This is a genomic window from Desulfobaculum senezii (genome assembly GCF_054657395.1).
Map to the genome: position 1 here is coordinate 1,077,030 of NZ_BAAHYU010000002.1, position 14,296 is coordinate 1,091,325.

A 14,296-nucleotide genomic window follows, 5' to 3' on the forward strand; every position below is an offset into this window, starting at 1 on the left:
ATGTGCTATTTTCCACCCCGCCGGAGATATGGCGGGCATCATGCCCCGCCGTGAACAAAGTGGGAAGAGAGTGAAATACACATCGTGCGTGACGGCGCTCGTCATCGCCCTGTGCCTGTCGCTGGCTGGATGCGGCAGCAGCGGCCATGGCGACGCCCAAGACAGGACCAAACAGGGCGTGACGGAGACGGAGATCCGTGTCGGGACCTCGCTGTCGCTGTCCGGTCATGCCGGGTCCTTTGGCCGCCGCATGCTGCGCGGCGTGCAGTGCTACCTGCAGCACATCAATGCGCAGGGGGGCGTCCATGGGCGCACCATCCGTCTTGTGCCCTACGACGACCAATATTCCCCCGCCCTGTGCGTGAGCAATACGCAAAAGCTCATCATCAGCGACGAGGTCTTCTGCCTGTTCAGCTATATGGGTACGGCCACCACCGTAAAGGTTATCCCCCTCGTGCAGGAGGCGCGGATCCCCTTCGTTGCCATGCTGACCGGAGCAAACCTGCTCCGCGAGCCGTTCCACCCCTACATCATCAACGTCCGCCCTTCGTACTATCAGGAGACCGAGGAAATCGTCCGCCGTCTTGTGGATGACCTTGATGTGACCAAAGTCGCCGTCCTGTATCAGTACGACGCCTACGGCTTTGACGGGCTTAAGGGCACGGAATTCGCCCTGCGCGAGCATGGGCTACGGCCTGTGGCGCGCGGCACCTACGCCCGGGGCACCCTCAAGGTCCGCGACGCTGTGGACCGCATTGCGGCGTCCGGCGCGCAGGCTGTGGTGATGGTGGGCACTGCCGAGCCGTGCGCGCGCTTTATCGAACTGTGCCGCGAGCGCGGTTTTACGCCCATGTTCCACGCGCTGTCTTTTGTGGGCGCGGAGGCGCTGTCCCGCTATTTGGACGGCAAAACACAAGGGGTGTTTGCCTCCCTTGTGGTGCCGCCACCCAGTGCGCCGGGCGCGCAGAAGCGCTTTGCCGCTGTTCAGGAATATGTGCAGCTGCTTGGGCAGTACGCCCCGGAGGCGGAGCCGGACTCCGTGGGGCTGGAAGGCTTCATCAATGCCAAGGTGCTGGTGGAGGCCCTGCAGCGGGCAGGGCGCGAGCTTGACCGTCCGGCATTCATCAAGGCTGTGCAGTCCATCCGCTCTATGGATATCGGCATCGGGACGCCACTGTCGTACAGCATTGTGGACCATCAGGGGCTGGACCATGTGTTCATGACCCGCTTTGTCGATGGCCACCCCGCCATCATCACCGATTGGGACCGCCTGCGCGAGCAGTTGCGGCGCACGGAGAGCACCCAGTAACGCCCACCTGCCGCGCCACAAGGCGGGAACAACGCCCATGAAACAATTTCGCAATATCAGCCTGAAGAATAAGATTTATTTCTCCATCCTCGCGGTGATTATGCTCATCAGTGCGGCCATTGCGCTTTTGGCGCGCGGCATTTTGCTGGAGAGCCTCACCTCGGAATTGGAGAACCGCGGCGTCGCCATTGCCGAGTCCATTGCGGACCGGGGCAGCGGCTTTGTGCTGGATGACGACCGCCCCAACCTGACGGCGCTGCTGTTTGATATCAGCCTGCTGGGCGAGCGGCGGGACTTGGTCTCCTACGCCTTTGTGGAGGACAAGGACGGCGAGGTGCTGGCGCATACGTTTGTCCAGCCGTTTCCGGATGTGTTGCGGCGTATGGCCGTGGCCGGTGGCGGCGGCGGAGAGGGCGGCCCCAGCGTACGGCAAGTGACGGTGACGGGGCAGAAGGCGCTGGACATCGCCGTGCCCATGCTGGAGGGCATCTACCGCGTGGCAACCGTGCACGTGGGCCTGAACAAGCAGCATATCGATACCCTTGTCGGCCGCCTGCGCATTATGTTTCTTGGCTTCATCACCTTGGTGTGTACCATCATCTTCTGGATAAGCCACCGCATCTCCAGCTACATCACCCTGCCGGTGACCAAGCTCATCGAGATGTCCGACGAAATTTCCAAGGGCAACCTGAACTTCAAGCTGGACTTAGGCTCCCAGTACGCGGACCTGCTGTCCGATCAAGGACGGTTTGAGCGGTGCCCGGCCTATCATAACTCCGACCTGCCGTGCTGGCATGTGGATAAGACCATGGGCCCGGTGTCCCCGGACAGCCCGCCGCCTGCCAAGCCGTCCTACTGCCGCGAGTGCGTTATCCGCCACAAACAGATTGGCGACGAGGTGCTCCAGCTTGCGGACTCCTTTGTGTACATGGTGCGCTCTATCCGCCTGTACAGGAACCGCCTGCGCGAGTCCGAGGCCAAGTACCGCTCTCTGTTTGATGCCGGGCCGGACCCGGTCTTTGTGGTGGACGCCGAGACGCTGGATATTCTTGACGTGAACCAGCGCTGCGAGGAAGTCTACGGCTACACCACGCGCGAGCTCCTTGCCATGCGCTTTGACCATCTGGAGGATGTGGACGGGCAGGACTCCCTGCGCAGTTTCGCCCGGGGCGAGCGCGCCGAAGGGCGCATCCTGTACCCAAAGACCCTGCACCGCCGCAAGGACGGCGAACCCGTGTACGTGAACATGCACGCCTGCGAGAGCGCCTATGGCGACCGTGCGGCCATTGTGGTTTCGGCCACGGACATCACGGACATTGTGGAAAAGGACGCTCAGCTGGTGCAGGCCAGCAAAATGACCACCCTTGGCGAGATGTCGGCCGGCATCGCTCACGAGCTGAACCAGCCGCTCAACGCCATCCGCATGGGCAGCGACTACCTCGCCATGATGACGGAAATCGGCAAGGACATCCCGGAGAAGGACCTGCGGCAGGTCACGGGCGAGATAGGCACCCAGATTGAGCGCGCCACGGACATTGTGAACACGCTGCGCCAGTTTGGGCGTAAGTCGGAGCTGACGCCGGAGCGGCTGAATCTGAACGACCCGGTGCAGTCCGTGCTGAAAATCATTTCGCACCAGCTGAAGTTGCAGAATATTACCGTCCAGCTGGATCTGTCCGAGGATTTGCCGCCTGTGCAGGCCCACGGGAACAGGCTCCAGCAGGTGTTCTTTAACCTCATCTCCAACGCGCGCGACGCCATTAATATGTGGTCCGAGAAGGACGGCGACCCGGACGACCGCGTTATCTCCATCACCACGTTCACCACGCAGGAGGACGTTGCCATTCAGGTGTCCGACACGGGCGCCGGCATCAATCCCGCGCAACTGGACAAGATTTTCGAGCCCTTCTTCACCACCAAGGAGACAGGGCAGGGCATGGGCCTCGGGCTTGCGATTTCGTATGGAATCGTGAAAGATTACCGGGGAAATATATCCGTAGATTCGCAGGTTGGCGCGGGCACCACCTTTACGGTGCGCTTCCCGGCCGCAACCTGATTGCACGCAAGGATTCGTATGAACAAGATACTGGTTATCGACGACGAAAAGCCCACACTGTCCATGTTTGAGCTGTTCCTTGGGGCCTATGGCTACGAGGTGCTCACCGCCGAAAGCGGCGAGGAGGGGCTGGAGGTGTTCACCGCCCAGCGCCCGGCCATCGTCCTGACGGACATCAAAATGCCCGGTATGGACGGGCTGGACGTGCTGCGCCGTATTAAGGAAGTGGACCACCAGACCGAGGTCATCGTCATCACCGGCCACGGTGACATGGACACCGCCATCCAGGCGCTGAATCTCAACGCCACGGACTTCATCAACAAGCCCATTCAGAAAAACGACCTTGATGCCGCCTTAAAGCGCGCCAACGAACGGTTGCAGCTGCTGCGCGACAAGGTGGACGAAATCGCCTCGCACAGGGCGGAAGAGGTTGCCGTTATCGAGATAAAGGGCAACATCACTTCCAGTTCAGAGCCGTTCCTGATAGCACAGTATGAGGATGCCCTCTCGTCTGCGGGCGGCATTGTTCTGCACTTTGACGAGAATTCGTCCATCAACGGCGCAGGCATCGCCGTGCTCATCCAGTTGCTGACGGAAAGCGAGGAAAAGGGCACGCCCGTTGCCATTGCCGGATTGTCCGAAAACTTCCGCAAGGTGTTCGACATGGTCGGCATCACGCGGTTTGCCACAATTTACGACACAGAAGAGGATGCCATTAGCGCCCTGACGTAGTGCTCCTCTCATGGAGGGAAAAGACGTAATGAAGCCTGCACACTCCCGACGCCGTCTCAGCGCCGCGTGGCTTAGCCTCGTGCTCACCGTTTTTTGCGCCGCTGGTGCATGGGCGGCAGACCTGCCCGCCAAGGGCGATTCCCTCTCAGACATCAGCTTTACAGCGCCGAAGCAGGCCGGGGACCGTGAGGCCCTTGGCCTGCCCGGCGCATCCCCCTTTACCCTGGCCGACATTGACGCAGGCCTCATCATGATTGAGGTCATCGGCGTGTATTGTCCTATCTGCCACGACCAAGCCCCGACCCTCCGCACGCTTTACAGCGCCCTGACGCGTGATGCGGCGCTGTCCAAGCAAGTGCGCCTTTTTGCCCTTGCCAGTGGTGCCACGGACATGGAAATTGCCTTTGTCCGCAAGGAGCACCGCGCCGAGTATCCCATCGTCCCGGACGTGGACTATGCGGTGCACAAGCAGCTTGGCGAGCCGGGCACGCCCTTTACCATTCTGGCCCGTCCTGACGGAACCGTGCTCTACACGCACATGGGCCGCATTGAGGACGCCGATGCGTTTTTGGACACGATCCGCTCCTTTGTGAAGGAGTAAGGTATGGACGAGGATCCGGCATCCCGTAGGCGCACGCCGCCCCCTCCACCAACGGAAGACCGCAAGCTGGCCTACATGCGCGGGCTGTACGATACGGCGCGCGCGTTGGTCCCCTTGGCGGATATGCCCAAGATGGCGTCTGTGTTCCTGACGCGGAGCATGGAGGTGCTGGGCGTCAGCCACGGGGCGGTGCTGTTTGTGGATGAAGAGCGCGGCGCGGATATGCTTGTGACGCAGGGGTTTTCGCCCGATCAACGCTCCGCGCTGGAAAAGGACAGAGCGGCCCTTGTAGGGCATGTGCGTGGTATTGGAGCCTTTCCCGGCGAGGATGTGCGGCAGGGCAGTTGCCGCGACGTGACCATGCCTTTGCCGCGCGGGGTATGCCTTGTGTCCACATGGACGGGACCGGGGGAGACCGTGGGGCTTATCGCGCTTGGGACGCCAGAGTCCGGACGCGACCACGACGCCGGGGACGCCGAGTTTCTGCGGAGCCTGTCCGTTATCCTTGCCGGCTCCCTAGAGCGCGCGCTCCAGCGGCGCATCATCACGGACCTGAACCAAGCCCTGACCGAGCGCAATCAAAAGCTCACCACCCAGAATGAGGAACTCCAGCAGCTGCTTAATGACGTGAGCGCCTGCCGCGTGGAGGTGGACAACATCGCCGAATCGCGCGAGCGCATCCTGACCGCGGTGCGGCGCGAGGTGTCGCGCCTTGGGCAGGTGCGGGTTATGGATTTTGTGTTCATCATCCTGCTGTCGTTCCTTGTGGGGGCGCTGTTTAACCAGTACAGCCCCAACAAGGTGGACCTTGTGCCCCAGAGCCTCTTGCGGGCCGAGGCCGAACATGTGGAGGTGGAGCGCGCATTCCGGCGCCTTGAGGACGGGGCAATGTTCGTGGACGCCCGCCCGGCGGAGCTGTACCGCAAGGGGCACGTGCGCGGCGCGGTCAATGCGCCGTCGAACCTGTTCGACTTTGTGTACGCCATGCGCTTTGCGTCCCTTGACAGGGAGCGGGAGATTATTGTGTACGGCCACACGGTGAGCCGCCCCTATGATGAGGCCGTCGCCTACTGGCTGACGGAGAAGGGGTTCACCAACGTTCGCGTCATGGCCGAGGGCATGGCCCTGTGGCGCGAGAAGGGCTACCCGGTGGGACCATGAGCATCTGGACGCGCCTTGCGCATTCGCGCCTCAATGCCTTGCTGGCGGTGGCCTTTCGTTTGTATCTCGGCGGGCTGTTCATCTACGCCAGCATTTACAAAATTACGTACCCGGCGGTGTTTGCCGAATCCATCGCCAACTATCAGATTGTGCCGTACGCCCTTGTTGGGGTGATGGCCGTGGTTTTGCCGTGGGTTGAGCTTCTGTGCGGTATCCTGCTCATTGTGGGGGTGCGTTCGCGCTCCGCGTGCGCCTTTATCTGCGCAATGCTGGTCATGTTCCTTTCCGCTGTGGTGTGGGTGCTGGTGGCGGATATCCCCGTTGGCTGCGGCTGCTTTCACAGTCAGGAAGATCCCATAAGCTGGCTGACGGCCCTGCGCGATGCGGGCTGGCTTGCCATGGCTGTGCATGTCTTTTTCTTTGATTCCCTCTTTCATCTGGAGAACCGGTTTTCGTGGACGCTGGAGGACCTGTCATGAAGTGGGGCGCTGGTTTGACCCTGCGGTGGTGCGTTGTGGCGCTGTGCTGCGCCGTGTTTGCTCTTGCCGGATGCCAGCAGACGGACGACGTGTCCGGGCGGTACGTGGCGCAGGCCCAACGTGGCGAGGTGCTGTTGGTCCTTGATGAGGGCGGGCGCGGCACATGGGCCACGGATGAGGAGGACATCGCCTTCACATGGGAGCGCCGCGGCGACGAAGTGTGGCTGCACACGCGTGGTGGCGGCGTGCTTATTGGCGCCCTGTCTGCCGGGGGCGGCATCGTTATGCAGATGCCGGGCGTTGGCGAGGTGGTGTTCTCGCGCGAGCGGCCTTAGCTGGCTGCGCGTGATTCAGACCTCTTTTTCTGCGCTGCGCTGCGGGCCGTGCCGCGCTCCCTGCCCCGCCCTTGTGATGCGCCTGTGGGAGGCGTTTTTGCGGTGGACAGGCCGCATGCTTTTCCACGCATGGCAGCGTTCTTGATCCCAAGCTGTTTTTGTTGGCGAGTATAACGAAAAAGGCGGCCCGGACTTCTGTCCGGGCCGCCTGTGTTTTGTCTTGCGCTTGGCGCGGGTTAGGAGATGTTCTTCAGCGGTGAGAACAGCTTGGCGAACATCTGCTTTCTGTTCATGCCACCGGGGGTATGCGCCCCGGCGTCGGCCATCATGAAGTCATGGTACAGCGAGGCGTCTTCCTCGATGAGGTAGATGACGTTCACGTCGTCCGGGTCCACAAGGGCGGCTTTGGGCTTGGTCTTCTTGACCTTCGCCAGTCGCTCCTGGGCAAGCTCCAGCATGTCTTCGCGGTCGCCAAAGTTCATGGTGCCGGTAGGACAGACCTGAACACAGGCCGGGAGCAGGCCGTTATGGACGCGGTCGATGCAGAAGTCGCACTTGGCCATCAGGCCCGTTTCGGTATCGAAGCGGGGGATGTTGTACGGGCAGGCGAACTGCACTTCTTCCTTTTCCATGTCGTCAAAGGCGGCAAGGCGGTCCGTGAAGAGCACGGCTCCGGTTTCGGAGTCGCGCAGGATGGCCTTTTCGTCGTAGGCATCGGCCACTTCCTTACAGGGAGCGATGATGCAATGACGGCACTGTTCGGGGAAGAACAGCCACTTGAGCTTGCCGTCAACGATATGCTCGTTGAAGCGGACCAGCTTGTAGGTGTGCACCGACAGGTCCGCCGGGTTTTGGTGCGAGCCGTAGTTGTGTGTTTCCTCGGCAGGCAGCTTGTGCCACTGCTTGCACGCGACCTGACATCCACGGCATGCCGTGCAGCGGGTGAGGTCGATGAAGAATGTCTTGTCCATTCTAATCCTCCTGTGCCTTGCGCACGTTGACCATGAACGCCTTCGTTTCGGGAATGCCCGTATTGGGGTCGCCGACGGAGGGCGAAAGCAGGTTCGCCGCGTCGCCGCCGTTCTTCGGGAACACCCAGCCGAAGTGCCACGGGATGCCGACCTGATGGACGGTGTTGCCCATCACCTCAAACGGCTTCACGCGGGGCGTCACGATGGCGATGGCCCACAGCTTGCCGCGGGCACTTTCGACATAGACCTTCTCACCGTTCTCAATGCCGCGCATTTTGGCCAGCTCGGGGCTGATTTCGCAGAACATCTGCGGTTCGGCCTCGATGAGCCACGGGGTGAAGCGCGTCATAACACCACTCTGCCAGTGTTCGGTCACACGGTAGGTGGAGCAGACGAAGGGGTACCTCGGGTCGCAGACGGCCTTGTATTCGTCAGCGAACTGCAGGGCCGTGGGGTTGTGGAGCTGGCCGGAGAACGGATGCTTGGAGATCGGGCACTCCAGCGGCTCGTAGTATTCGGGGAACGGCCCGTCAGCACGGCCCGGGCCGAAGATGTGACCATGGCCCTGCGGCTTCATGATGAAGGCGTACTTGGTGCCGGGCTTCCAGCCGCCGTCGGGCACGTCGCCGACCCATTTGTCGCCGGTCCACTGGATGACGGGCTTCTTGGGCGCGTAGGGGTGGCCCTTCAGGTCCACGGAGGCGCGGTTGTAGATGATGCGGCGGTTGACCGGCCAGCACCATGCCCAGTTGGGGTACAGACCAATCATGGCCTGTTCCGGCGTCTGGGTCTTGTCGCGGCGGGCGGCCATGTTGCCCTTGTCCGTGTAGGACTGGCAGTACAGCCAGTTGCCGGAACTGGTGGAACCGTCGTCCTGCAGGTAGGCGAAGCTCGGGACCAGTTGGCCCTTCTTGAACTTCTTGCCCTTCACCTCAACGTCCTTCAGGAAGTAGCCGTTGATGAGCTTGGCGACGGCGTGCGGGTCAAACTTGCCGTGGGCGCCGCCCCACTGGTGGATGCCAAGACCAAGGATGGGATGCACAAAGGTGCCGCCTTCCTCGGCGTACAGCTCGCGGACCTTCTCCATGAGTTCGACGATGATTTCGCCGTCGGGCATGGTGTTGCCCCAGGGCTTGGGGCCCTGATAGCGCCACTGCATCCAGCGGCCGGAGTTGGTGATGGAGCCTTCCTTCTCAATGGAGACGGCGCAGGGCAGGAAGAAGACCTCGGTCTTCACCTTTTTCGGGTCCATGCCCGGGCCCTTCCAGAAGCTGCCGGTCTCATTGTCGAAGATGTTGACGTTGACCATCCAGTCCAGCTCGGCCATTGCCTGTCTGGTCTTATTGGAGTTGGCACCGCCACAGGCCGGGTTCTGGCCCCAGGCAAAGAAGCCCTTGAAGGTGCCGCTGCTCATTTCCTCAAAGAGGTTGAGCCAGGAGTAGTTTTTGCCGTCGTCGCACTTGGGCAGCCACTCGTAGCCCGTATCGGCGGAGGCCGAGGGGTACATGGATTTGATGAAGCTGGTCATGTACTTGGGATAGTTCTGCCACCACGCGGCGCTTTTGGGGTCCTGTGCGCCGGTCAGGTGCGGCGCGGCCTTGGTGGTGTTGTACTTGTCCAGCGAATCCATGGACGCTGTGGGAATGCCGAGGTAGCCCGGCAGGATGTGCCACAGCAGGCACTGGTCTGTGGAGCCCTGCACGTTGGATTCGCCGCGCAGTGCGTTTACGCCGCCGCCAGCCACGCCAATGTTGCCCAGCAGCAGCTGGACGATGGCCATGGCGCGGATGTTCTGCACGCCCACGGTGTGCTGGGTCCAGCCCATGGCGTACATGATGGTGGCGGATTTATCAGGTTTGCCTGTGGCCGCGTAGGCCTTGTAGACGGACAGGATGTCGTCCTTGGGCGTGCCGGTAATTCTGGTGACCTTGTCCAGCGTGTAGCGGCGGTAGTGCTTTTTCAGCAGCTGGAACACGCAACGCGGATGCTGAAGGGACTCGTCCTTCTTGGGAACGCCTTCGGACTCGTACTCGAAGTTCCACGAGCTTTTGTCGTAGGAGCCTTCGCCGTCAAAGCCGGAGAAGAGACCGTCGCTGAACGAGAAGTCCTTGCGGACGATGAACGAGGCGTTGGTGTAGTTGACGAGGTACTCGCGGAAGTACAGGTCATTGTCGAGGATGTACTTGATGAGGCCGCCCAGGAATCCGATGTCGGAGCCCGACCGGATGGGGGCGTAGATGTCGGCCTTGGAGGACGTTCTGGTGAACCGGGGGTCCACATGGATGAGCTTTGCGCCCTTGTCCCTGGCCTTCAGCACCCACTTAAAGGAAATGGGGTGGTTTTCGGCAGCGTTGCTGCCCATGATAAGCACACAATCACTGTTCTGGATGTCGATCCAGTGATTGGTCATCGCGCCGCGTCCGAACGACTCTGCCAGAGCCGCAACAGTGGCGCTGTGTCAAATACGAGCCTGATGCTCTATCCACACCAGGCCGAGGGAGCGCAGGAACGACTGGTAGGCCCAGCATTCCTCGTTGTCGAGAGCGGCGGAGCCAACGGAGGCAATGTTGTCGCAGCGGTTGACGCGCTGGCCCTTGGCGTTGACTTCGGTAAAGGCGGCGTCGCGGGTGTCCTTGATGCGTCTGGCGATGCGCGTGAGCGCCCAGTCCCAGCTCTTCACTTCCCACTTGTCGCTGTAGGGAGCGCGGTACAGGACGTTCTTTTCGCGGCGGTCGTTTTCGGCAAGGGCCCAAACGGAAGCACCCTTGGCGCACAGTGCGCCTTCGTTGACGGGGTGGTCCGGGTCGCCTTCAACGTTGATGGCACGTTGGCTCATGGTGTCCGTGTGGACGATAAGTCCGCAACCCACAGCACAGTAGCAGCAGACGGAGGTTGTTTGCTTGGCCCAGCTCGTCTTCAGGAGCTGTGCTCTCGCCTTGGTGGGCGCAAGGGATACGCCCAAGCCGCCAAACGCAGTGGCGGCGGTTCCCACGGCGGAGAGTTTCAGAAACTCTCTGCGTTTCATGGATATTCTCCTTGTTTGTGATGAATGCGGTCTAACGGCCTCTGATTTCCCTCGAAAGCTCGAGGAGCAGCGCGTAGCCCGACGGGGCGGGAACGCAGCGCACGGTAGGCACCGTGGGCGAAGCGGGCTTCGTCCACTGCCACCGGTGCGGAGCCAGCAGGCTGGCCCGCGCTGCGACCGGACTCAGGTCGAGTCCAAGCCCCGCGAAGGGTATCGCAGTCGGGCAGGCTGTTTTCATGGCGTTTACCTCCTTTCGTAGTGGATAGCGTGCAATCCGTGATGGATTTACACCTCTATCAACCTATATAAGGTATGCCGATTGGGAGCAACGGAAAACGGACTTGGTTACGGTTCTACACCGCGAAGGGATGAAATGAGAACGAAAAAGCCGCGCCATGAGCGAGTCATGACGCGGCCTGTGGATGTTGCGAAATATCAGTCGGTTGGGACAAAATCGCACAAAAAGCCGGTGAGGATGGGAAAAAGGTCCTTCCCGCGGGAGTTGTAGCGCAGTTCCAGCTCCTTGAGATAGAGCGGAAAGCGCTGTGGCGTCACCCCGTGGAATTTGGTCAGGCGCGAGCTGACAAACTGCCAAAAGCCGAGGTTTTCCTCGTCGATGGGCAGGCCGCGCGGTCCGGGCTTGAAGTAGTCCGCCGCCGGGTCGTTGCCCACACAGCAGATGAGCGTGTCGTAGCGCTGGTAGCGGTCGGTGTAGACCACGTTGCCAAGGCGCACGGTCTTCAGTTGGAAGCTGAGGCTGAAGTGGAGCACGGTTTCAATGTCGAAGCCGGGGATGAGGTCAACAAAGGCCCACGTGCCGCGGTCCATAATACCGAACACGGGCGTGGGCTGCGGGCCGTCCTGCGCGGCGCCTGCGGTGGGCGCCTTGAACATTCTGCCACTGAGGGACAGCTCCAGCGGGGAGCCTTTGCCCAGCAGCTGTTTGGCGTCCAGCGCGTGGGCGATGATGGCAAAGCGCAGGGTCGCCATGGCCTTATAGGCCGTGTTGTACGAGATGCCCAGTTCCTTGGCGGCGGTGCGCGCCGTTGTCTCGTCCTCAAAGAGTCGGATGAGGCGCAGCCACTCCACGCAGGTGAGGTTGCAGTTGTTGACCCAGCGGCCGCTGAAGTCGTGGAACGTGTAGCGGCAGCGGGCACACCTGCGGCGGCCATTCTTGAGCCGGTAGTTGCGGCGGCTGCGGCAGCGCGGGCAGAAGCGCTGGTGGTTCTTCCAGCAGAACTTGAGCAGATAGCGCCGTGCCGCGGCCTCGTCGCGGGTGATGTCGTCAAATGTCGCGGAATCCATTCGTACCTGTCGTCTTGTGCTGCTGTCGGTTTTTGGCCGCTGGTCCCGGTGTTGGACCGTGGCCACGGGGCGTCCCCGCGCAGGGCGGCGGGGCAGGGCGGGGAGGACCGGGCAGGACGGACCATCCACAGCGCCGAATCAGAAAAAACAGTGGCGGGGCCGCTGGCCGAGGCTGCGGCCCCGCCGCCAATATGCGCGTGGCACGTGGGTCAGCCTCCGATGGAGGACATGACCTTGGAACAGACCGAGTTGCCTTGCAGGTGTTCCAGAAGTTTGTAGCCAAGGGGCTTACTCAGGGTGGCGCGCGTCATAACGCGCAGCAGGGCCTCGTCATCCAGCTTGGGCGAACGCAAGATGGGGCGCAGTCGGTATTCCTTGTCCGAAAAAAGGCACGTACGCAGCCTGCCGTCGGAGGTGATGCGCAGGCGGTTACAGGTGTCGCAGAAGTGGTCGGACAAGGCGGAAATAACGCCAAGGCGTCCTGTGCCGCCATCTATGGAATACAGCCGGGCCGGGCCGTCGGTGTCCGCGTGGCGCTCGATGGGCGTCAGGTCTGCTTCCTCGCGGGCACGGTCCAGAATATCGCTGGCGGGTAGGGTGTATTCGCGCTTCCAGTGCGAGCAGCCGCCAATGGGCATAAACTCGATAAAGCGGACGTCCACAGGATAGTCGCGGGCAAAGCGCGTGAACGCGCCGATTTCGTCGTCGTTGACGCCCTTCATGGCGACGGCGTTGATTTTCACCGTCAGGCCGTAGTGCAGGCAGTCCTCAATGGCGCGCATGACGCGGTCGTGAAAGTCGCGGCCCGTGATTTTGGTAAAGCGGTCGCGGTTTAGCGTGTCCAGCGAGATATTGATGCGCTGCACGCCAAGGTGCTTGAGCGCCGGAATCTTGCCGCCCAGCAGAGTGCCGTTGGTGGTGACGCGGACGTCCAGCTCCGGGCATTCTTCCTTGAGCATGCCGAGAAAGGCCAGAAAGTCCTTCCGGACAAAAGGCTCGCCGCCGGTCAGGCGCAGTTTTCGCACCTGCATGGTCTGGGCGGCCTTCACAAGGCGAATCATTTCCTCATAGGTCAGGATGTGGTCATGGTCTATGAAGCTCTCCGCACAGTCCGTGCGGCAGTAGAAACACTTGAGGTTGCAGCGGTCCGTTACCGAAAGCCGGATATAGCTGACGTAACGCCCGTGGCTGTCGGTAATCATTCAAGCTCTCCCGCGATGGAGTGGCCGTTTAGGGCGCGGGCGACGGCTTTGTTCAGCATGCGCCCGGTCATCAGGCCGTCATGGTCCGTGGAGATTTCGCCTTTTCTGTTCAGCACCCACGTTTTGGGGATGACCTTGATATCGTATTTGCGGGCCACGGATTCCTCAGCGATATAGACGGGATAGTTGATGCCTTTCTCCTGCATGGTCTTTGTGAGCATGGCATGGTCGAAGTCGAGGGAGACACCAACCATGTACACGTCGTCCTCTGGCCGGGCCTCACGCAGGGCGATGAATTCAGGAAGCTCCGTCATGCAGGGCGCGCACCACGATGCCCAAAAGTTCACCACCACAACGCGGCCTTTGGCTTCATGGATGAGCTGTTGCAGTCCCTTGGCGGAAATGGCCGCAGGCGTCTTTGCCACAGCGGCGGAAGCCACAATCATCACAAGTGCGAGGGCCAGAAGGAAATGTGTCGCTCCAGACGTGACAGTTGTCAATACGCGTGTTGATTTCATCGGTTATCCTGTGCCCGTTCCACTTGCCGCAGCATGGCAAGGTCGGCGGGGAAGTTTATATTGAAAAAGACCCCCGCATTCTCTCTGGAATAGGGGACATGGTGCCGTAAATGCTCCGGAATCGCACGGGTGAGCTTGTAGCTTTGGCGCGAGATGGAGTCCTCGAACAGCGGAATTGCTGCCGGAGTATAGATGGAGACGAGGGATTCAATATACCCGGTCTCCTGTTGACGGAAGGTTGTCATGACGGTGTCCGCCGGCGCTTTGGCGTGTGCGCGCACCAAGGTGTGCACCGTGGCGATGTCCAGCAGCGGCAGGTCGCAGGCCAAAACCAGCAGCGGGGCCTGAAGCCGGCGCAGGCAGGTCAGGATGCCGCCCATGGGGCCAATGCCGGGAATGTCGTCCGCCAGCCACGGGGCGCTTATTTCAAACTCCTCGGGGTTGCGGCCCGAGACATACACCTCGCCGCAGAAGTGCCCGGCAAGGTCCAGCATGCGCATGAGCATGATTTTCCCAGAGTACCACAGGCAGACCTTGTCCGTCCCAAGGCGGGTGCTTTTGCCTCCCGCAAGGACCAATCCGTAGGGAAGACGTGTCGGCAT

13 protein-coding genes are annotated in these 14,296 nt (G+C 61.3%); 7 read left to right on the plus strand and 6 right to left on the minus strand.

The features are described from left to right. Positions 1-70: 70 nt before the first annotated feature. Genes ACYQ2T_RS05660 through ACYQ2T_RS05690 form a run of 7 tightly spaced genes read left to right on the plus strand, consistent with a single transcriptional unit; the run spans position 71 to position 6,673 of the window. The gene (locus tag ACYQ2T_RS05660; protein ID WP_459899136.1) at positions 71-1,309 is read left to right on the plus strand and encodes an ABC transporter substrate-binding protein; all 1,239 of its coding nucleotides are present in this window, start codon (positions 71-73) and stop codon (positions 1,307-1,309) included. Positions 1,310-1,346: 37 nt separating this feature from the next. Then, complete coding sequence (locus tag ACYQ2T_RS05665; RefSeq protein ID WP_459899138.1) at positions 1,347-3,365, plus strand: ATP-binding protein; 2,019 nt, start codon at positions 1,347-1,349, stop codon at positions 3,363-3,365. Between the two features lie 18 nt (positions 3,366-3,383). Further along, on the plus strand, positions 3,384-4,097 hold the full coding sequence (locus ACYQ2T_RS05670) for a response regulator (RefSeq protein WP_404844467.1): 714 nt from the start codon (positions 3,384-3,386) through the stop codon (positions 4,095-4,097). Positions 4,098-4,125: 28 nt separating this feature from the next. Further along, entirely contained in the window at positions 4,126-4,698 is a 573-nt protein-coding gene (locus ACYQ2T_RS05675) for a peroxiredoxin family protein (RefSeq protein WP_459899141.1), read from the plus strand. A 3-nt stretch (positions 4,699-4,701) separates the two neighbouring features. Beyond that, positions 4,702-5,859 (plus strand): rhodanese-like domain-containing protein, encoded by a 1,158-nt coding sequence (locus tag ACYQ2T_RS05680; RefSeq protein WP_459899143.1) that lies wholly within the window; start codon positions 4,702-4,704, stop codon positions 5,857-5,859. Then, positions 5,856-6,338: a MauE/DoxX family redox-associated membrane protein gene (locus tag ACYQ2T_RS05685; protein WP_459899145.1), complete on the plus strand. Its 483-nt coding sequence runs from the start codon at positions 5,856-5,858 to the stop codon at positions 6,336-6,338. Before ACYQ2T_RS05680 ends, ACYQ2T_RS05685 begins: the two co-directional genes overlap by 4 nt. Further along, on the plus strand, positions 6,335-6,673 hold the full coding sequence (locus tag ACYQ2T_RS05690; RefSeq protein ID WP_459899149.1) for a hypothetical protein: 339 nt from the start codon (positions 6,335-6,337) through the stop codon (positions 6,671-6,673). Before ACYQ2T_RS05685 ends, ACYQ2T_RS05690 begins: the two co-directional genes overlap by 4 nt. 236 nt (positions 6,674-6,909) lie before the next feature. Here ACYQ2T_RS05690 and ACYQ2T_RS05695 read toward each other — a convergent pair whose 3' ends face one another. The 6 genes from ACYQ2T_RS05695 to mobA all read right to left on the minus strand — a co-directional run bounded on the left by ACYQ2T_RS05695 (position 6,910) and on the right by mobA (position 14,296). Continuing rightward, positions 6,910-7,644 carry a 4Fe-4S dicluster domain-containing protein gene (locus ACYQ2T_RS05695; protein WP_459899151.1) on the minus strand — a complete coding sequence of 245 codons (735 nt, stop codon included), beginning with the start codon at positions 7,642-7,644 and terminating at the stop codon, positions 6,910-6,912. 1 nt (position 7,645) lies between these two features. Continuing rightward, the gene (fdnG, locus tag ACYQ2T_RS05700; protein WP_459900088.1) at positions 7,646-10,675 is read right to left on the minus strand and encodes a formate dehydrogenase-N subunit alpha; all 3,030 of its coding nucleotides are present in this window, start codon (positions 10,673-10,675) and stop codon (positions 7,646-7,648) included. Positions 10,676-11,104: 429 nt separating this feature from the next. Next, on the minus strand, positions 11,105-11,974 hold the full coding sequence (locus ACYQ2T_RS05705) for a transposase (protein ID WP_404844473.1): 870 nt from the start codon (positions 11,972-11,974) through the stop codon (positions 11,105-11,107). A gap of 209 nt (positions 11,975-12,183) precedes the next feature. Further along, complete coding sequence (gene moaA / locus ACYQ2T_RS05710) at positions 12,184-13,176, minus strand: GTP 3',8-cyclase MoaA (protein ID WP_459899153.1); 993 nt, start codon at positions 13,174-13,176, stop codon at positions 12,184-12,186. Further along, a complete protein-coding gene (locus tag ACYQ2T_RS05715; protein WP_459899155.1) occupies positions 13,173-13,694 on the minus strand; it encodes a TlpA family protein disulfide reductase in 522 nt (173 codons plus the stop codon). Before ACYQ2T_RS05715 ends, moaA begins: the two co-directional genes overlap by 4 nt. Further along, on the minus strand, positions 13,691-14,296 hold the full coding sequence (mobA, locus tag ACYQ2T_RS05720) for a molybdenum cofactor guanylyltransferase (RefSeq protein WP_459899157.1): 606 nt from the start codon (positions 14,294-14,296) through the stop codon (positions 13,691-13,693). The genes ACYQ2T_RS05715 and mobA overlap by 4 nt, the downstream gene beginning before the upstream one ends.